Origin of the sequence: Streptococcus panodentis (genome assembly GCF_017884005.1) — a bacterium.
Taxonomy (GTDB): Bacteria; Bacillota; Bacilli; order Lactobacillales; family Streptococcaceae; genus Streptococcus; species Streptococcus panodentis.
Window position 1 is genome coordinate 1 of sequence record NZ_QFAY01000036.1, and the last position, 20038, is coordinate 20038.

Here is a 20038-nt window from a genome sequence, read left to right on the forward strand (position 1 = left end):
CAGCTAGCGGGCTGTTTTTTATAACTATACCTCTGAAATATGATGAAATCAAGGTAAAAGAACTGCGTTATTGATTCGCAATGAAAACGGATTTTATTTTGCCGGACCAGCGGCGGAGTTTCAAAAAGCAGTCTGCCCGGCCCAATGGCCTGTCTGAGCCCTGTCTCTTTTCATCCGCTCTTGCTTTTCAAAGAGTAGGAAACAGAATCGGCGAGACTGTGCTGGAGTTGATGGACAAAGCGCTGCTGTGATGGCTGCGGATTTCAAGACCAAGCTTCCGGACCAGTCTTTTGGAAAAATTCTCTTTGCGCTCCTAAAAAACAGCGATTTATGGTAAAATGGACTTATTGAAAGAAGGCAGAGGTCAAAAGATGAAATTACAGAAACCTAAAGGTACTCAGGATATTCTCCCGCAGGATGCTGCTAAGTGGCAGTATGTGGAAGAATTTGCCCGCAAGACATTCAGGAAATACCATTACGGTGAAATCCGTACACCAATCTTTGAGCACTATGAGGTCATCAGCCGTTCTGTCGGCGATACGACCGATATTGTCACCAAGGAAATGTATGATTTTTACGATAAGGGCGACCGCCATATCACGCTGCGGCCGGAAGGCACTGCCCCGGTGGTCCGCTCTTATGTGGAAAACAAGCTCTTTGCGCCGGAAGTGCAAAAGCCGGTCAAGGTTTACTACATGGGCTCTATGTTCCGCTATGAGCGGCCTCAGGCTGGCCGTCTGCGGGAATTTCATCAAATTGGAGCGGAGTGTTTTGGCTCCAGCAATCCGGCGACAGATGTGGAAATGATTGCCATGGCGGCTCAGTTTTTCAAGGAGATCGGTATCCGCAATGTCAGCCTGCAGCTCAACAGTCTGGGCAATCCGGACAGCCGGGCTGCCTACCGGCAGGCCCTGATCGACTACCTGACACCGCTCAAGGACAGCCTTTCAGCGGACAGTCAGCGGCGTCTGGCGGAAAATCCGCTGCGCGTGCTGGATTCTAAGGAAAAAGAGGACAAGGCTGCTGTAGCAGGAGCGCCGTCTATTCTGGACTATCTGGATGAGGACAGCCGGGTCTACTTTGAGGCCGTCCGCGCCATGCTGGAAAGTCTGGACATTCCTTATGTTATCAACACCAATATGGTTCGCGGTCTGGACTACTATAACCACACGATTTTTGAGTTCACCACTGATGTGGCCGGCAGTGAGCTGACCATCTGTGCCGGCGGCCGGTATGACGGTTTGGTCGCTTACTTTGGCGGTCCGGAAACGCCGGGTGTCGGCTTTGGTATGGGGCTGGAGCGCCTGCTTCTGGTACTGGACAAGCAGGGAGTGGAGCTGCCGGTTGAGACTGGCCTGGACGTGTATGTCGCTGTCTTAGGGGCTGGCGCCAACAGCAGCGCTCTGGAGCTGGTGCAGGCTCTCCGCGCCCAAGGCTTTGCGGCTGAGCGGGACTATCTGGATCGCAAGCTCAAGGCGCAGTTCAAATCTGCTGACAGCTTTGGGGCCAAGACCCTGATTACGCTGGGGGAAAGCGAAGTCGAAAGCGGACAGGTTACGGTCAAGAACAACCAGAACCGATCCGAAGTCACGGTCAGTCTGGATCAGATTCAGTCCAACTTTCAGTCGGTATTTGAAGCGTTAGGCTTTTAAAGAGAAATGTTTGCAGAATGATGGCCTGCTGCTCAGGGGCTGACAGATAAAAGACTGCTGGGAAGCGCCCAAGAGCTTCAGCGGAGATGCTGAGGCTGCAGATAAAGAGGCTGCTCCACTCTCGATCATAACGCTGCTTTGAGCTGGCTGATAAGGCGGTGGGACAGACGCCCATGATGGCTGTGTCCTCACCCACAGAGGGATGGATCTTTTAGAAGATACCGTATAAGACGCCCATGATGGCTGCGCCCTCACCCGCAGAGGGGAGTCTGTCTCAGCCTCGTGTCCGCTGTTCTGGCCTAGGGGCTGGCGCCGCCGTCAGGGAGTCACTTCTGCCGCCCTTTCTGCTTCAGCCCAGTGTGGATTGCCGTCATTGAGTATTCGGAGACAAAAACGGTTGACAAAAACAGGGAAAACCTATAAAATAATACTGTATTATAATAATAAAGGAGTTCCCTATGAAGAAAAAATTATTTTCATCAGTCCTTGCTTTACTGGCGGTGACAGCTCTGGCTGCCTGCGGCAACAAGAGCGACACTGGGTCATCCGCTTCCAGTTCGGTATCGGAAAGTTCAGCGGCCAGCAAGACGGAGCAGTCTTCCAGTTCAGCAGCGGTCAGCGAGCCTTTGCTGACGGATGACGAGATTGCTGCGGCTCAGACTGTCGGAGATTTCAAAGCTCTCTTTACCAAGCTGGCTGACGGCTACTGGGAGCGGACACAGGCCTTGGCGGAGAAGCTGCCGGCTTCGGATAGGGAGACCTACCGTCAAAATCTGCAGGATACAAAAGACACACTGGAAACAGCCAAAGCCAATTTTAATTCGCAGATAGCCCAGGTCGGCGATGATTCGGTCGTCATCCCTGAGGGAGAACGTCCTAGACTGACGCAGCCCATCATCAATGCCCGCAATGCCGCTCAGGCGGTTTTGGAGGCGGCGGATTTGGAGCTTGAAAGCAGCCAGTAATCTGTTTGTCATTTTTCTGATCATTTATTATGAGTTTTTTGCCTGCTGTACAGGCTTGACAGAACGTTGATAGATCAAGGTTCTGCGGGAAAACGGTTGACAGGTTGTCAATATATTTTTTGAATAAATTTCAGAAAAAGGCTTGAAACATAAAGTAATAATTGATATAATCTAATTGTTATATAAATTTGCTAAAGGAGAAAACTATGGCACTAATTAAATTAACTCCAGAAGAACTTCGTCAATCTGCAACTAGATACACTCAAGGTTCTGAAGAAGTAACTCAAATTTTGACTAATTTGACTAACGAGCAAGAAACTATTTCTGCTAACTGGGATGGTTCTGCATTTGACAGCTTTGAAGCTCAGTTCAACGAGTTGTCTCCAAAAATCAGAGAATTTGCACAATTGCTTCAAGATATCAACGTTCAGTTGGTTAAAGTTGCTGACATCGTTGAGCAAACTGACCAAGATATCGCTGCACAAATTCGTTAATTTTGTTATAAGTGGCTTTAGGAAGGCGAGAGCCTTCCTATTTTTGTAAAGAATAAAAAGAAGAAAAGACGGCTGCTTTCTTCCTGCGGAAGAAGCCCCTCATATAGTAAATTTGTAAGCTCTGACAATCTGAAATAAACAAGACTGTTGGGGCTATCTGTGTCTTTTTGATGTGCTCCTCCTTTAACGATTACAAAATTTACAGAAAAAGAAAACGATTCATGGGAAATAAAAAAGTTATTAAGTATATAGGAAATATTGTTTTAATTATTGCTTTGCTGGCGGCGGTTGTTGCTCTGAATATCTCGGTTCAAAAGAATACGACCAGCAGCAATAACAGCAAACTGAAAACCAGTCAGCAGACCAAGCTGAATGTCGCTATTGTCAATGAAGACCAGGCTGTCCGGGTGGATAAGAAAGAATACAATCTCGGTGCCAGCTATGTGAAAAACATTGAGCGCGATGATTCGCAAAACTGGTTTGTCGTAACGCGCGGTGCTGCTGACAGCGGTCTGAGCAACGGCAAGTACCAGCTGGCCATCACGATTCCAAGTGACTTTTCAGAAAAAATCCTGGATGTCAATGCTATCAGTGCTGACAAGACGACCGTGACCTATAAGGTCAATGCGGCCGGCAATCTGCAGGTGGAAAATGATGCCAACAATCTGGCCAAGGACATTATCGCTGACCTCAACAGTCAGCTGGTGGATATGTATATGGCCAGCATCCTGAGCAATCTCTATACGGCTCAGCAAAATGTGCAGGCCAGCTCAGAGGTGCAGATTGCCAATATCGGCAGCTACCGGACCAACCTGCTGGAGTCTGCAATCGGATCTAAGAATATCTTCCCGACTCTGGTCAGCATGTCTTCATCATCTGTGGAGGCCAACAACTCCCTGAAGACGACTCTGGAGACCTATTCTAAGGCCTTTGATGACTTGGACCAGTCTCAGTCAGCCTACGGAAATAATTTCGAAAATCTGGTCAAGCAGAGAGCCAACGACCAAACCAGCTATGCAGACTTTATGAATCAGCTGATTGCCATGGACAGCTATGTCTTGAGCAGCGAAACGCAGGCGCTTTATGCTAACTTGGAGGAGACTCAGAACAATTTAGCTAAGCAGCTCGGGGCGACCAAAGAAGTAGATGATGCTGATTTGGACAATGTGACAAAACAGCTGGAGCAGCTGGAAGCTGATCTGAAGGCTGAACGCGGGAAGCTGGACGGTCATAAGCAGCAGATTAAGGAATTTGTTGCCAGCGAACTGCGGACCTATTATGGAATCAATGAAGGCGAACCGATTACGCTTACTGCAGTATTCGGGACGGCTCTGAACACTTATGAAACGTCTCTAAAGGCGCAGATAGCTGAGGCAGTAGCGGTTCTGCCGCATTCTCAGCCAACAGCTGCGAGGTTCGGCCTGTCTGTACCAAATCTTGACTATTCAACGTTGACTCAATTTGGAACTCCGCAAGGAAATGGTGCTGATGAATTAGCTACTTTAGCTGCTAGGGCGGATGAAGCGGCTACAGGGGCCAGCGGGCCGGTTGCCGGTCAGTCCGGCAGCAAGGCACAGGTGTCTGTAACAGCGCCAGAAGGTGTGACAGTGAACTCTGTCACCTACAATGGTGCAGCAGTGGAGAATGGAGAAGTAACTCTGGCTGATGGCGAAGGCTTTAAAGTCCAGTTCAGCGTGGCCAATGATGCGGCTGCACCGGTCAATGGCTCCATCACCATTTCTCTGAATGGCATACAGGCGGCCAGTGTATCTGTCGACACTTCGAATGTGCAGTCAACGGCAGCAGCTTACGGCGCTAAAGTTCAGGAGATTGTTTCTGCCTATGACAGAGCTAACTCTTTGATTGCGGCTTATCAATCATTTGCTGAGCTGAAAAATGCCGACATGACCGAGTCTCTGTCTGCTCTTTTGAGCGATGCTATTGATTCTAATCTGACGACTTATCAAAAGAGTCTGTCTCAAGGAGATGACGGTCAGCCAGATACAGGTGTCAAAGAACAGTTGGATACAACAATCGGCAACCTGAAAACCAAGCTTGCAACCATTAAAGAAAGCAATGAGAAGCTTGCAACAGAGATTGGCGAACAAATCAATCTTTATGAGAATCTGCAAAAACGTTTGTCAGAAATTTCAACTTCTCAGAAAACCTCTACAGATGCGCAGACTAAGACGGATGCGGATCTGACCTCACTGGGATCAGAATTTACGTCTCTTCTGGCTTCGACCTCTGGTGTTAAGGCTTCTTCTCAGACCAATGTGGAAGCGGCGGATTCAGTCAATCAGATCTTCAGCAGTCTCAACCGCGAGCTGGAAAATGCGCAGGGAACGACTGAAAAACTGTCAACGGACGCAGAGGGCCTGATGGGGCAGTTCAATAAGGAATTGGAAGATAACGGCAACTTTGTGGAATCCTTCGTCAAGGTGCTCAACAATGCCTATGAGAATGGGGTTCCAAATGAAGTGCTGCTGGACTTCCTGTCCAGTCCGGTCGCCCAGTCGTCTTCGTCTGTCAAGGCCACCGTCAATGTTTACCGTCCATTTACCTGGATCCTGCTGCTGGAGATTGTCAGCCTCTTTACGGCCTATCTCTTTGCAACGCAAAACATTGTCCGCAGGGTCAAAGACAGATTTAAGCTGAATAAGCTGCAGGATACGGATATCACCACGGTGGGAATCTTGGGCTTCCTGTCTCTGACAATCGGCCTGATTATCGGGATTGTCTCCAGCGTTCAGCTCTATGTCGGAAAAGAATATGTACCGTCTTGGGTGCTGCTGATTGTCGTAGCCAGCTTTGTCCTCATTCAGGGGCAGTATCTCATTCTCAAGCATTTCCGCGTACTGGGAATGGGCTTGGCTTTCTTCATGATTGTCAGCTTTGTCTACCTGTCCAATGCAATCGGTACGACTGCCAGCCTGACCGGCTTCCCGGCCTTTATCAAGAATCTCAACGCTCTGTCTGTGCTGGAAGGCATGCTTTCTGGCTACTTTGACGGAAAGACCGCCGGTTTCTTTGCTGTCTTTGGTCTGATTGTGGTTCTGGCTCTGCTGGTGGCAGCCAATATCTTTATCAAGACAAAAACATTAAAAACTGAGGAAGTTTAGAAAATGATGAAAAAAGTCCTGTCTTTATTCCTGGTCCTTTCTGCATTTGCGGCGCCGGCTGCTGCCGCAGATGACTTGAGGGACAACAGCTTACAGATAGATAATTCTCGGATTGAAAAGGAGCAAGAGATGAACTTTGGTGCGCAGTCGGAAGGCACCAAGTCTCTTTTCATTGCCGAAAATCAGGAAAAAATTCAGGAAATGAAGCAGTACCAAAACAAACAGTTGGCCACGGAAGCGGGACAGCTGTTTTCTGCTATACAGGGGAAGACGGATATTTATCATGGTAAGGAGCTGTTTCAGCCGGGAACGGAGAAACTGTCCAAGCTGCAGAGCAATTTAAACAATCAGGATGAGGGCAGCAGCTGGAATGACTTTCTGCCGGGTGTTTTCTATTTTGCAGCAGCCATGCTTTTGGTCGGCCTGACGGCTTTCCTCAGCTTTCGCATCAGTAAGGGAGATAGATAAATATGGAAGGACATATCAATATTACACTCCGTTTGCAGGAGAAGGATGTGGATATTCGCATTCCCAAACGGATTGAGGTTCGCCGTTTCATCCGGGAGATTGACCAGATTTTCAATATCCAGATAGAGCGTCGGAAGTATCAGCTGCGGATTGTCAATAAAGGGATGATCTTGGATGAAGGCAAGCTTCTGGCGGATTATCCGGTGACGACGGGAGATTTAGTAGAGATTGAGGAGATTTAAGGTGGCAGAGGAAAAATTTGTATTTGCTGAACAAGAATTTATCTATGAAAAAAATGAAAAGAACTGGGAGCTGACGCTCAAACGCTCAGATGTAGCCACTCAGGATCTGCGGGAGCTGCTGATCTTGAACCTGCACCATCCGCTCTTTTTGGAGCAGGAGACCAAGTCTGACCATGACAGCGTTTATTTCAGCTATCAGATCGAGCCTTTGGGTCTGTCAAGGGAAGATATCCAGAAGCGCACGATTTCGGAGCGGATTCGGCTGGCTCTCAATGTTTTTGCGCTGGAAGCGGCTTTGGAGCTGCCGGTGACCTTCCTGCTGCATCCCAGCAATCTCTTTATCAGCAAGGATGCTCAGGCTAGGATTGCCTACCGCGGGGTTCCGGGGATTATGACGCCGCAGGCACTTTCCAGAGAGGACTTTCTGCGTCAGGCCAAGTGCTTCACGGTGACACTCTTTGCCGACTTGGACTTTATGGAGCTCTACAAGGGCTCTTTGGAGCTGGAGACGCTGCCGGACTTTCTGGTCGAGCTGCGTCAGGCTGAGAGCATTGAAGCAGCAGTTGCTGTTTTGGAGAAATCCTACCGCGAAAAATCCGCTGAAGAAGCGGAAAAGCTGGCTCTGGTGTCCAAGCGCCAGCACAAGGTTTTTAAGCTGGCGACCATCTGGCTGACGGCTGCTGTGGTCATTTTGACCATTCCGCTGATTTACCTGATTTTCCTTCAAAATCCTTTCAAGGAAAAGCTGCTGCAGGCGGACACGGCCTTTATCAAGGTGGACTACAGTCAGGTCATTGATGAGCTGGAGGGGATTGCGCCGAAATCGCTGCCGAATACGCAGAAGTATGAGCTGGCCTATTCCTATATCCAGGGGATGGAGTTTTCCGACGATCAGCGCAAGGTCATCCTCAATAATGTGACCCTCAAGTCGGATGATCTCTATCTGAACTACTGGATTCAGGTGGGGCGCAATGACTTTGAGGATGCGCTGGATACGGCCAAGCGGATCAATGATTCCGACCTGATCATCTATGCTCTGACGCAGGAGATGAAGCAGGTGCGCGAGGACGATAGTTTGTCTGGTAAGGATCGAGAAAGCAAGCTTGAGTCCTTGGAAGGCGAGTACAAGAAATACTGGGACAGCCGCAAGGAGCTTCTGACCGGCGACTCCAGCTCAGGGGCTTCCGGTGAGGGAAGTGCTGCTTCTGATACAGCGGCTTCCAGCAGTGAGGCAGCCTCCTCCAGCAGTGCAGCGAAGGAGTAAGTATGACCAAGACCATTATCATCTATAACGACGGTCTGCGCTATGAGCTGCCGCTGACAGAGGACAGGAAAGTGCTCTTGGGGGCCAGTGAAAAGGCCCAGCTCTATCTGCCCGGACAGGAAGAGGCCATCTGGCTGCAGCTGTCGGGGGACGAGCTTTTCTACCAGATGGGCGAAGAGACAGGGCTCGTGACCGACGGTCTGGTTCTGGGCGATCTAACCCTCTATCAGGCCGACTCAGAGCCGGCTGTCTATGATCTGCTGGACCGGCAGGAGCTGCTGATCAGCAATCACAAAGGAGCGGCGCTGCAGGTCGAGCTGCCGGCAGAACTGCTGCTGCGCAGGGAGGGCGGCAGCTGGCATTTGACCAATCTGCGCGGTGTTTTCTATCTCAATAATGTCCGCTGCTCAGAGCGGGAAGTGCTGCTGGAGGCGGGGGATGAGCTGAGCCTTGCTTCGGTCTGCTTCAAGGTCTTTCCGGAGGAAATCTGGGTGACCGGTCCGGCGGCTGTCCGGCCGGAGCTGACTCTGCGGGCGGCTTCCCGCCACGGTTTTTATCCGGATTATCCGGACTACCACCGCTCGCCGCGGATCATCTACCGGGGCTCGGAGGAGAAGATTCGGATCACTCCGCCCAGTCAGGAACCGACCAAGCCCAGTGATGAGCTCTTGAGGCTGGTCGTGCCGCCCCTGCTCATGATCGGGGTGACGGTGCTGATCACGCTGGTGCAGCCGCGGGGGATCTATATCCTTGCGACGGTGGCCATGTCTGGGGCCAGTGTGATTTTCTCTATTCGGACTTTCTTTAAAAACCGTAAGAAATTCAAGCAGGAAAAGAAGGATCGGGTGGACCTCTACCGGCTTTATCTGAAGGACAAGGCTATTGAGCTGACCAAGCTGGAGCGCGAGCAGCGCGACGGCATGCTCTACCACTTCCCCAATATCGGGGAGCTGACGGAGCTGGTGGACAGCTACAGCCACCGGATCTACGAGAAGACGCCGCTGCACTTTGACTTTCTCTATTACCGTCTGGGTCTGGGTCAGGTGCCGACCTCCTATCAGCTGACCTATGGCCAGGAGGAGCGCAGCGGCAAGAAGGATGCGCTGGAAGAGGAGGGCTATGCCCTCTATACCCGGCATAAGAAAATCCCGGATCTGCCCATCGTGGCCAATCTCAGCCATGGGCCGGTCGGCTATATCGGCCCCAGAAACTTAGTGCTGGAACAGCTCCAGCTCTTGGTCATGCAGCTGGCGGTCTTCCACTCTTATCATGATGTGCAGTTTATCACCATCATGCCGGAGGAGGAGCGGGACCAGTGGGACTGGCTGCGCTGGCTGCCGCATGCGACCCTGCAGGAGCTCAATGTGCGGGGCTTTGTCTACAATCAGCGGACCCATGATCAGGTGCTGAACAGCCTGAATCAGATCCTGAAACTGCGCAAGGCCCAGAAGGAAGAAGCGATTAGGCAGGAGACGACCCTCTACAGTCCCCATTATGTGGTCATCATCACGGATGAGAAGCTGATCTTGGACCATGTCATCATGGAGTTCTTCATGGAGGACCCGACGGATCTGGGCTGCTCGCTGATCTTCGTGCAGGATGTGATGAGCTCGCTGTCTGAGAATATCAAGACGGTCATCAATATCAAGGACCGCAATACGGGTCAGCTGGTCATGGAAGAGGGGATCCTGCGGGAGACCGACTTCCAGCTGGATCATTTCCCGGCTGGCTATGACCGGGAAGACATCGCGCGGACCTTGGCGCCGCTTCATCACCTGCAGAATCTGAAAAGCTCTATCCCAGATACGGTCACCTTTATGGAGATGTATGGGGCTGAGACCTTCTCGGATTTGCAAGTCTTGCAAAAGTGGCAGCAGAATGCGCCTTATAAGAGCTTGGCGGTGCCCATCGGCCTCAGGGGCAAGGAAGACCTGGTCTACCTCAACCTGCATGAAAAGGCTCACGGACCACACGGGCTGATTGCCGGGACAACGGGATCAGGTAAGTCAGAGACCATCCAATCTTATATCCTGAGCTTAGCCGTCAACTTCCACCCGTACGATGTAGCCTTTCTGCTCATCGACTACAAGGGCGGAGGCATGGCCAACCTCTTCAAGAACCTGCCCCATCTCCTGGGCACCATTACCAATCTGGACGGGGCCCAATCCATGCGGGCGCTGGCTTCCATCAATGCGGAGATTCACCGGAGGGAGCGGCTCTTCAGAGAGTTTGAAGTCAATCATATCAACCAATACCAAAAGAAATTTAAGAACGGGGAAGCGACCGAACCCCTGCCCCATCTCTTTCTCATCAGTGATGAGTTCGCAGAGCTCAAGGTCAACCAGCCGGACTTTATCAAGGAGCTGGTGTCTATCGCCCGGGTCGGGCGTTCCCTAGGGGTCCACTTGATCCTTGCTACTCAGAAACCCTCCGGGGTGGTGGATGACCAGATCTGGTCCAACTCGCGCTTTAAGCTGGCGCTCAAGGTGGCGGACCGGGCAGACTCGATGGAAATGCTTCATACGCCGGATGCGGCGGAGATTACCCAAACCGGCCGGGCTTATCTGCAGGTCGGCAACAATGAGGTCTATGAGCTCTTTCAGGCGGCCTGGTCAGGGGCCGACTACCAGCCGGACAAGGATGAGCTGGGCATTGAGGACCATACCATCTACCTGATCAATGATCTGGGCCAATACGAGGTGCTCAATCAAGACCTGTCAGGGCTTGATCTGGCCGAGGACATCAAGGAAGTACCGACGGAGCTGGAGGCTATTGTCAGTCAGATCCAGCTCTTAACCGAGTCCCAGCAGATCGCCCCTGTGCCGCAGCCATGGCTGCCGCCGCTCAAAGAGCGGATGACCCTGCAGGAGCTGGAACCGATTCAGCCGCAGGAAGCCTGGGAACAAAAGAAGCCTGTCTCCGTCCTTCTGGGAATGGCGGATATCCCGCAGGCACAGAAGCAAGAGGCCGTCTCGGTCAGCCTGTCCAAGGATGGGCACATCCTGCTCTACGGCAGTCCGGGTACCGGGAAGACGACCTTCCTGCAGACTGCGGCCATGGACCTGGCCCGCAAGCATTCGCCGCAGGATCTGACCCTTTATCTGATGGACTTTGGGACCAATGGTCTGGCGCCCTTATCTCAGCTGCCCCATGTGGCGGATACCATGTTATTGGATCAGACAGAGAAGATTGCCAAGTTCGTACGGATCATGGAGCGGGAGCTCAGCCGGCGGAAGAAGCTCTTGTCGGACTATGGTGTTGGGACCTTGGAGCTCTACCGTCAGGCCAGCGGCAAGGAGGAGCCGGCTATCGTCATCCTGCTGGACAGCTATGAGTCCATGAAGGAAGAAGCCTATGAATTGGAGCTCTTTAAGCTCTTGGTGCGGATCTCCCGTGAAGGTCTCAGCATCGGTGTGCACCTCCTCGTGACAGCGGGCCGTCAGTCCAACCTGCGGGCGCAGTTCTATGCCAACTTCAAGCACCAGCTGACCCTGCCGCAGAATGATGTGGGCGAAGTCCGCTCTATCGTGGGCTCTACCCCGCTTGCGGCGACCATGGAAGACATCAAGGGCCGGGCGCTCATGAAGCGTGACGAAGTCGATGTTATCCAGCTGGCTCTGCCAGTAGCGGGTGCCAATGATGCGCAAGTCCTCAACCACCTGCGTCAAGAAGTCGCTTCTCTCCAAGAAGCTTGGACTGGACAACGGCCAAGTGCTATTCCGATGGTACCAGAGGAGTTGAGCAAAGAAGTCTTTTACCAAGCTTATGGTATTCAAGAACTCTTGCAGCAGGAAGTTATCCCAATGGGATTGGATATGGAAAATGTACAACCAGTAGGATGGCAGACTCATCAAGGGCCATTTGTATATGTAGCTGGTGAAAAAGAAGAACAGAAACTAGCAATGGCTGAGCATATTATTGAGATGTCGAAACAAATGGATAAAAAAGTTGTTTTGTTGGCACCTTTGTACAATATGTTGCCAGAAATGGATGATGAGGTGCTGACTGCTTTTGATAAAGAGGCTTTGGAAGAGACAATTTTATCTATCTCTGCTAAGTTGGATGAACGAATGGCGAATCGACAATTTGATTATGTCGCAACCGTACTGTTCTATGATTTCTCAGATTTTATTGAAGAACTGAGCATAGATACTCAAAAAGAGTTGGCACGAATTCTTGAGAAAGGTCCTAAACTTGGTTATATGCCAATTGTTATTACAGATGTTAGTCTGACGAAGCATTATGATACTGCGACTAAAGTAGTTAGAAACTTCAAACAAGGTTTAATTGCGACTCGGATTAACGACCAACAGGTGCTTAATGTAAATAATAGACCAAATACTAGGGAGCCGGTTCTTGAAGTGCAAGAACATTACTTGGTTCAGGATAATATGGCTAGGAAAGTCAAAGTTTTTATAGAGTAATATGAAGGAGAAAAAATGGCAGATTCACAGAATACTATTGCACTGAGGGCGGAAATTGCTCAAGTCGAAAAAAAACTTAAAGCGCTTCAAGCAGCTGGAAAGGGATTAGGCAGTGTAAAAAACGAGATTAAAGAAACCTACGAAGGCGGAGATGTTGCGGATTTATATGGGAATAAATATGATGAGATGAAGGATGATGAGTCAAAAGCTATCAAGGGGTTCAAGTCAAAATTTGATGATAAGAAAAGCGCTATGATGGACAAAATTCACAGTCAGGAAAGGGTGTTAGCTTACAAATTAAATTCTCTGAATACTCAACTTAGATTTTCTGAAATTTGGGATGCTATAACAAATAAATAAAACAAGGAGGGAAAGTATGGCTATTGTAAAGTTTTTAACTAAATCAGGATTGTCCACTCATGGAGAAAGTGCAATCACGTCATCTGCTAATTATAAAGATGGAATTGAGGGAGCTCACCATACTCTTACGATTAAGACGAATGGATCGCATTCAGAGGCAATCAAGGCATTTGAAAATAAAATGAATACTATTGCTCAAAAGATTTTTGTAAGATATCCGGAACTGTTAACTAAATATGGAACTATCATTGACACATATGTAAAAGCTGTGGAAGGCGCAGGTTTTACATCTGATATTTTGCGAACACAAAAAACTCCCATAAAGCATGTTAAAAAATGGCTCGATGAGACTACTGTCGATCGATTTGAAAAATTGCATAAAGCATTAGATCCTCAGTTAGAGGCAGCTAGAGATGCTTTAAAAATGGATCCGGAACCGGAGAGTGTCGACGAGGGTGAGATTAATACTCGTAGTGAATTGGCTTCTGCGAAGGGAGAACTACAGACTTTAGGGCAGGCTCGAATGGATACTCATATGAAGCTGGAGAATGCCCTGCAGACTTTCAAGGCTGATTTGAAAAGTTTTACATCAGAATTATCTATTGTGTCACAAGCTTTAAATAATGCTCGGTTTATGTCTGGCCTACCTGCTAGTGATGTCGAGGCTATGATTATTTCTGGCCAACTGAGAGCGGATAATATTGATGAATTGGATGCCATTCAAGATAGAGGAGATGGAGCTGCGCTCAAAGTTCTCTTAGGAGAAGGAACAGACAAGAAGCAGTTCTTCACTGACCTAGGAAGCGTAGATACTAGTAATGTTAGCTCTGTTATGATGTATAAAATCTATTTAAGGACACATGCAGAAGAGGTGCGGGCAGAAGATGAGAATGACTTTACTAATATTGAAGCGATGGCGATTGCTATATCTAATCAACATCATGATAAAGCTCAAGCTTATACAGAGAAAATGGCTATTGCTGGAGATAGATATGCAGAACTTATTGGGAACAGAGCACGGGCTCTGAATCCCGAGCTGCAAGGAAATGATATCGCGACTTATGAACGTCAGCTAGATGAAAACGCCCCCTTACTTGCAGCGCTGGATAAAGATTTAAAATCAGCCGGACGCTTGGTACATTTATTTGAGGCGATGCATGTTAATCATGTTGGACGAGACCGTAATATCAATCCAGCCGATAAAAAGAATCCAATCTATGAAACCAGAACCATCAAGCAGGGCAGCCTCAGTTTGGTCAACGAAAACAAAGATGACATCTATCGTTTTACGCTTTCGGTTAAAGGTGGGAATTTACAAAAAGAATTATCTGTTATTTCCAACCGTCAGGAAAATGCGACTACACTAGAACTTTCTGAACTTAGTGAAGAATACAGAAAATTGGATGAGAAACGCTTAAAGGCTGGTGTTGACTTTGCATTGGATATGGCGACCTTAGGAGCCGGTTCTCAATATGCTTTCATGATTAACACAATTCGCAATTCGGATGTCCTTTTCGGAGAAAAATCTACAATGGAACAGCGTTTTTCATCAATAATCAAACAGGATGCGGTTAATAAAGGCCAGTTCGGTTCCAGCTATAGTGATTTGCTTGGGAAGTGGCCACGTGGTATTTCTAATACGGGAGTTATCGTATCGAAATTAAATGAGATTCAAAAGAACGCTGATGAAATTAAGAAGAAGACCAATCAAAAGTTGTTTAATATAGGCGGGTATACCATTAGCGATTATAATCACGGTTTCGGTGATTTGGGAAGTAAAAAGGAGAATAAAACCGTACTGTTCCGTCCACAATATGATTTACAGGCAATTCTGCAGATGGATGATCTAGAGAAGAATGGCGTGCGGACTTATGTATATCATACGAATGGAAATAATGGAGCCGAGGCTTTAGAAAAATTTGATCAGGCTATGAGCCAGTATAAGCCGGGCAGTCCCTATAGAAATGATGTGTCTAAATTTTTTGGAATCAAGGACAGTGATGATAAATTGGCACCCATTACCAGTGACATGAGGGATTTTCTGACAGGAAAAGGTGGAATGGAGAATCAAAATATGGTAAATTTCTTTAAGAGTATGGAGATTATACAGGAAGAAAAAGATAATGGGAAAAATCCCTTTGGTCTTGAAAGAAAGGTCTTTAGTGCAGGAGATTATATTACTGACCGCAACGAATTCTATGATAAGCTACTAGAGGGGAACAAGACTGGAGACCAACCATGAGACAACTTCAAATTAAGAAAACTAAACTCTTTTCTATTCTATTAGCAGTATTTTTCTTACTCGGAGTTGCCGTCTGGTACTTTTTTCTGCGGGTGACACCACGTTTTGAAGAATCTGTTAAAGTAAACGTGGACAAGGATATACAGATTGAGCAGCTAGAAAATGGACGGGTTGTCGCTATTACCTCTAACACTCCTTATTATCCATATTTTATGGTAGGGAAGAAGAATTTTTATTTAACAGAGTGGCGGCGTAACAATACAAACAGACTCCCACGTGATGACCAACAGAAGGATGGAGAATACTATTATCTTCATTGCTATGATTTGAATAGCAAAAAAGAAGAAAAGAAGCTGGATCTGTATGAGATTATACGCAAATACGATTCTAAGTTGGGTATTGATTTATCGGTGTCAATCAAGATTGTGTTTTACCGGGGAGCAGATTATTTGTATATAGGTTTGTCGAAAGAGAATAAAGGTGCTCCGGTTCATTACAAAGACGTTTTGGTTAATACAGACACAGAGGAGGTCATAGATTGTCCAAAGGATATCCTTAATCAACAAAGAGAGTTTGATTTGGCTATTAGTGCAACTGGCTTATCTAAGCGTGTTTGGGATACATATAATGTAGATATTAGTGATGCATTTTTAGAGGTTTCTGTGACAAAAAACATGAAAATACACGAAAATCTCAATATCTATCAAACCTATCCGAAACTCGTTCAAAAACTGAATCAGGGGAAGACCAGACTTTTCGTGCGTCAAGATGAGAATAGCCAGGAGGAATGGTTTAATATTCTCATGCGCTGGTTTGCGCCTACAGGAGAAGAAAAACTTTCTCTTACTATTACAGATGAGACTACTGGGGAAGTCACTTCCATTAACTCCTACCAAGACTTTCTAGTTTGGCAGGAGTCGCATTCTAAAAAGGAGGAAAATAAAGAATGAGTCAAATACAAGTCAACCATAGGACTATCCAAAGTTCTAATGCGAATTTTAATGTCCAATTAGCAACTCCTTATACTGCAGCTTTTGCAGGATATGTGCAGGATTCATCTACACAATATTTAGAGGCAGCATCTGATACTATTCAAAAAAGTACGGAGAATTTGGGAGAGTCAATAAAAAATTTTAATGACTATATCAATAGTGTTGCGGAATATTTTAAATCTAAGGACAGTACATTAGCTAAGGAGATTTCATCGGTAACTGTTCGTGCAGTCCCTAGCTCTAAGCAGCAAGCTGCACAAAAGAAGCAGCAAGCTAAAACTTCGACAACCTATAAAATACTACCTTAATAATCTAGCTTTAGAATTTGTTTTAAACTACTTGAATTCATTTTCAAGTAGTTTTCTTTTTCTCTTCTTTTCTCCTATCTCTCGTATGGTATAATGGAACAAGGACATTTTCCTTTTAGTACCTTGAAAACTTTACAGATACCTTTTACTTCTCTGCTCTGCTATTTTCCCCCAAAAAACAAACAAAACAATCAATCTGGGCTGCTCGCTGATCTTCGTGCAGGATGTGATGAGCTCGCTGTCTGAGAATATCAAGACGGTCATCAATATCAAGGACCGCAATACGGGTCAGCTGGTCATGGAAGAGGGGATCCTGCGGGAGACCGACTTCCAGCTGGATCATTTCCCGGCTGGCTATGACCGGGAAGACATCGCGCGGACCTTGGCGCCGCTCCATCACCTGCAGAATCTGAAAAGCTCTATCCCAGATACGGTCACCTTTATGGAGATGTACGGGGCGGAGACCTTTGCGGACCTGCAGGTGCTGCAGAAGTGGCAGCAGAATGCGCCTTATAAGAGCTTGGCGGTGCCCATCGGCCTCAGGGGCAAGGAAGACCTGGTCTATCTCAACCTGCATGAAAAGGCTCACGGCCCGCACGGACTCATTGCGGGAACGACCGGATCCGGGAAGTCGGAGACTATCCAATCCTATATCCTGTCTCTCGCTGTCAACTTCCACCCACACGATGTGGCCTTTCTGCTCATCGACTACAAGGGCGGAGGAATGGCCAACCTCTTCAAGAACCTGCCCCATCTTCTGGGCACCATTACCAATCTGGACGGGGCCCAATCCATGCGGGCGCTGGCTTCCATCAATGCGGAGATTCACCGTCGGGAGCGGCTCTTCAGAGAGTTTGAAGTCAATCATATCAATCAATATCAAAAGAAATACAAGAACGGGGAAGCGACCGAACCCCTGCCCCATTTCTTTCTCATCAGTGATGAGTTCGCAGAGCTCAAGGTCAACCAGCCCGACTTTATCAAGGAGCTGGTGTCCATTGCCCGGGTCGGAAGGTCCCTCGGGGTCCACTTGATCCTGGCGACTCAGAAACCCTCTGGGGTGGTGGATGACCAGATCTGGTCCAACTCGCGCTTTAAGCTGGCGCTCAAGGTGGCGGACCGGGCAGACTCGATGGAAATGCTTCATACGCCCGATGCGGCGGAAATCACCCAGACCGGACGGGCTTACCTGCAGGTTGGCAACAATGAAGTCTATGAGCTCTTTCAGGCGGCCTGGTCAGGAGCCGACTACCAGCCGGACAAGGATGAGCTGGGTATCGAAGATCATACCATCTACTTGATCAATGATCTGGGCCAATACGAAGTGCTCAATCAAGACCTGTCAGGTCTTGACTTAGCCGAGGATATCAAGGAAGTACCGACAGAGCTGGAGGCTATTGTCAGCCAGATCCAACTACTGACAGAGAGCCAGCAGATTGCCCCCGTACCACAGCCTTGGTTGCCGCCGCTGAGAGAGCGGATTTACCTGCCAGATCTGCGCAAAGGGAATTTTAAAGAACTTTGGAAACATACTAATCGTTCTTTGAAAGCAATATTAGGCTATATTGATTTGCCAAGCCAACAAACACAATATACACTGGAACACGATTTCAATAACGATGGCAATATCGCTCTTTTCGGTGGTCCTTTAACAGGGAAATCCAATTTTATTCAGACTTTAACAATGGATTTAGCTCGTCAATTTACACCGGAACAAATTCATTTCTATTTATTGGATTTTGGGACAAATGGTCTTTTGCCGCTTCGTCAGCTGCCCCATGTGGCGGATACGGTTATGATAGACGATCAGGAAAAAATAACGAAATTCTTGAGCAGGATGAAGTCAGAAATTAGATATAGGAAAACTCTTTTGCGCAAGTATATGGTTGCGAATATAAATCTGTATCGGGAGGTTAGCGGTCAACAGATACCTAATATCGTCATCATGCTAGACAGTTATGATTCTGTCAAAGAATCTTCATTAGTAATGGATCTGGAAAATACTTTCCAGACAATAGCCCGTGAGGGTCTGAGTTTGGGGATTTATTTCATCATTACTGCTGGCCGTATTGGTGTGGTTAAAGCAGCTCTCTTAGCCAGCATAAAGACGCGTATTTCCCTTAAATTGACTGATGATACAGATACTCGGGCCTTGATTGGCCGTACTCAGCTGATACTTGAAGATAAGCCGGGCCGGGCCATGATTAAACTCGATGAACCAGAGATTTTCCAAATGGCTCTGCCAACTAAAGGGGACACTGCGATTGATGTGATTGAACAGATTGGTTCTGAAGGGAAAAAGATGTCAGAACATTGGAAAGGACAGCGCCCTAAAGCGATTCCAATCGTTCCAGAAGAGCTTGCTTTTGATGTTTTTACACAAAATCCAAGTGTACAGCAGGCTTCAAAACAAAATCAATTGCCGTTAGGTCTAGATTTTGTCAAAGTTGAAAGTGTTAATATTCCTTTAACAGGATTTAAGCATCTGCTTTATATATCTGATAATGAAGAACATTTAGAAAATATGACACGGCATTTGTTGGAAGTCATTACAGAACTGGTCCCAAGCAAAAAAGTGATGTTTATGGACATGGATGATACATACGGCGGACAATTTGATTTATTTGCCCGTGTTTCTAAACCTGAGACCCTTAAAGATATGGCAAATCAGCTCATGCTTGAGTTAGAGGATCGTAAAAAAGGCGAAGCAGGTCATGATTTCATCATCTTTATCCCAGATTTGGAGAAATTTGTTGAAGTTAGTGGCTTGACGACTGAGCAAGTATCAACACTCTATCAAGAAGGCTGGAAGTATAATATGCACTTTGTAGTCGGCAGTATGTATTCTTATATTAGTAATAATACAGTTGGGACTCCTGTTCGTCAAATAAAGACTTATAATCAGCATTATCTCTTGGGTATGCGTTTGACAGATCAAACAGTATTAGAAAAGCCATTTAACAGCAAAGAGCCTTATTTAAACAAGGACGAAGTTTATTTATATGGACGGCAGTCTAGTATTAAACTAAAAATTACAAAATAAAAGGAGAAGACTATGGCAGTAGGAACAACAGGAATTCAGTCAGATGCAGGAGCCGTTCAATCCTATGCGAACGGTATTGCGTCAGGTTACAATGCAGTAGGCAAAAGCCAAGCAACCAAAGACTCTGTCAGTGAATACGCTGCATCTGGAACGATTTCCAGTCATATAGATAATGAATTTAGTGCTAGTGAACAAGCTGCAGAGCAAGCGATTGATTTTATACAAGTTTTGCATGGTATTCACGCAGAATTTCAAACGACCGACGTCAAAATTGCTAACTATATCAATCGCAATAGGGCAACGGCGGAAATCGGTACCGCTGGCAGCCATTCTGGCAAGCAGAAGAATGCTAGGCTCTTTAGCGAAGGCACTGACTAATAGACGACAAACACGAAAGGAAAAGTTATGGTAAAGGTAAACTACGGCAGCCTGCAAACGCAGTCCTCGAGCCTGTCCTCGGCC

At 47.4% G+C, this 20038-nt stretch carries 13 protein-coding genes and 1 pseudogene; all 14 read left to right on the forward strand.

Annotated features, from left to right (window positions below):
* The first annotated feature begins 371 nt into the window (after positions 1–371).
* The 14 genes and pseudogenes from hisS (at position 372) to DHL47_RS12375 (ending at position 19954) form a co-directional block, all read left to right on the forward strand.
* The gene (gene hisS, locus DHL47_RS12310) at positions 372–1652 is read left to right on the forward strand and encodes a histidine--tRNA ligase (RefSeq protein ID WP_209552074.1); all 1281 of its coding nucleotides are present in this window, start codon (positions 372–374) and stop codon (positions 1650–1652) included.
* A gap of 458 nt (positions 1653–2110) precedes the next feature.
* Entirely contained in the window at positions 2111–2617 is a 507-nt protein-coding gene (locus tag DHL47_RS12315) for a hypothetical protein (RefSeq protein WP_209552075.1), read from the forward strand.
* A gap of 206 nt (positions 2618–2823) precedes the next feature.
* Positions 2824–3111, forward strand: coding sequence for a WXG100 family type VII secretion target (locus tag DHL47_RS12320; protein WP_128835087.1), 288 nt, complete (start codon positions 2824–2826; stop codon positions 3109–3111).
* Positions 3112–3332: 221 nt separating this feature from the next.
* On the forward strand, positions 3333–6233 hold the full coding sequence (gene esaA / locus DHL47_RS12325) for a type VII secretion protein EsaA (protein ID WP_209552076.1): 2901 nt from the start codon (positions 3333–3335) through the stop codon (positions 6231–6233).
* A gap of 6 nt (positions 6234–6239) precedes the next feature.
* Complete coding sequence (essA, locus tag DHL47_RS12330; RefSeq protein WP_128835368.1) at positions 6240–6701, forward strand: type VII secretion protein EssA; 462 nt, start codon at positions 6240–6242, stop codon at positions 6699–6701.
* Between the two features lie 2 nt (positions 6702–6703).
* Entirely contained in the window at positions 6704–6943 is a 240-nt protein-coding gene (locus tag DHL47_RS12335) for an EsaB/YukD family protein (RefSeq protein ID WP_209552077.1), read from the forward strand.
* Position 6944: 1 nt separating this feature from the next.
* The gene (essB, locus tag DHL47_RS12340; RefSeq protein ID WP_338060123.1) at positions 6945–8207 is read left to right on the forward strand and encodes a type VII secretion protein EssB; all 1263 of its coding nucleotides are present in this window, start codon (positions 6945–6947) and stop codon (positions 8205–8207) included.
* 2 nt (positions 8208–8209) lie between these two features.
* Positions 8210–12631, forward strand: coding sequence for a type VII secretion protein EssC (essC, locus tag DHL47_RS12345; protein ID WP_209552079.1), 4422 nt, complete (start codon positions 8210–8212; stop codon positions 12629–12631).
* A 15-nt stretch (positions 12632–12646) separates the two neighbouring features.
* Complete coding sequence (locus tag DHL47_RS12350; RefSeq protein WP_209552080.1) at positions 12647–12991, forward strand: hypothetical protein; 345 nt, start codon at positions 12647–12649, stop codon at positions 12989–12991.
* A 16-nt stretch (positions 12992–13007) separates the two neighbouring features.
* Positions 13008–15233, forward strand: coding sequence for a hypothetical protein (locus DHL47_RS12355; RefSeq protein ID WP_209552081.1), 2226 nt, complete (start codon positions 13008–13010; stop codon positions 15231–15233).
* Positions 15230–16183 carry a hypothetical protein gene (locus tag DHL47_RS12360; protein WP_209552082.1) on the forward strand — a complete coding sequence of 318 codons (954 nt, stop codon included), beginning with the start codon at positions 15230–15232 and terminating at the stop codon, positions 16181–16183. Before DHL47_RS12355 ends, DHL47_RS12360 begins: the two co-directional genes overlap by 4 nt.
* Positions 16180–16533 (forward strand): hypothetical protein, encoded by a 354-nt coding sequence (locus DHL47_RS12365; protein WP_209552083.1) that lies wholly within the window; start codon positions 16180–16182, stop codon positions 16531–16533. The genes DHL47_RS12360 and DHL47_RS12365 overlap by 4 nt, the downstream gene beginning before the upstream one ends.
* Before the next feature lie 145 nt (positions 16534–16678).
* A pseudogene (gene essC / locus DHL47_RS12370) lies at positions 16679–19576 on the forward strand (type VII secretion protein EssC); the annotation flags it as partial.
* 12 nt (positions 19577–19588) lie between these two features.
* Positions 19589–19954 carry a TIGR04197 family type VII secretion effector gene (locus DHL47_RS12375; protein WP_209552084.1) on the forward strand — a complete coding sequence of 122 codons (366 nt, stop codon included), beginning with the start codon at positions 19589–19591 and terminating at the stop codon, positions 19952–19954.
* Positions 19955–20038: the final 84 nt, after the last annotated feature.

Excerpts from the sequence above, each read along its gene's own strand:
- hisS (WP_209552074.1), top strand. The coding sequence starts at position 372 with ATGAAATTACAGAAACCTAAAGGTACTCAGGATATTCTCCCGCAGGAT.
- DHL47_RS12315 (WP_209552075.1), top strand. The coding sequence starts at position 2,111 with ATGAAGAAAAAATTATTTTCATCAGTCCTTGCTTTACTGGCGGTGACA.
- DHL47_RS12320 (WP_128835087.1), top strand. The coding sequence starts at position 2,824 with ATGGCACTAATTAAATTAACTCCAGAAGAACTTCGTCAATCTGCAACT.
- esaA (WP_209552076.1), top strand. The coding sequence starts at position 3,333 with ATGGGAAATAAAAAAGTTATTAAGTATATAGGAAATATTGTTTTAATT.
- essA (WP_128835368.1), top strand. The coding sequence starts at position 6,240 with ATGAAAAAAGTCCTGTCTTTATTCCTGGTCCTTTCTGCATTTGCGGCG.
- DHL47_RS12335 (WP_209552077.1), top strand. The coding sequence starts at position 6,704 with ATGGAAGGACATATCAATATTACACTCCGTTTGCAGGAGAAGGATGTG.
- essC (WP_209552079.1), top strand. The coding sequence starts at position 8,210 with ATGACCAAGACCATTATCATCTATAACGACGGTCTGCGCTATGAGCTG.
- DHL47_RS12350 (WP_209552080.1), top strand. The coding sequence starts at position 12,647 with ATGGCAGATTCACAGAATACTATTGCACTGAGGGCGGAAATTGCTCAA.
- DHL47_RS12355 (WP_209552081.1), top strand. The coding sequence starts at position 13,008 with ATGGCTATTGTAAAGTTTTTAACTAAATCAGGATTGTCCACTCATGGA.
- DHL47_RS12360 (WP_209552082.1), top strand. The coding sequence starts at position 15,230 with ATGAGACAACTTCAAATTAAGAAAACTAAACTCTTTTCTATTCTATTA.
- DHL47_RS12365 (WP_209552083.1), top strand. The coding sequence starts at position 16,180 with ATGAGTCAAATACAAGTCAACCATAGGACTATCCAAAGTTCTAATGCG.
- DHL47_RS12375 (WP_209552084.1), top strand. The coding sequence starts at position 19,589 with ATGGCAGTAGGAACAACAGGAATTCAGTCAGATGCAGGAGCCGTTCAA.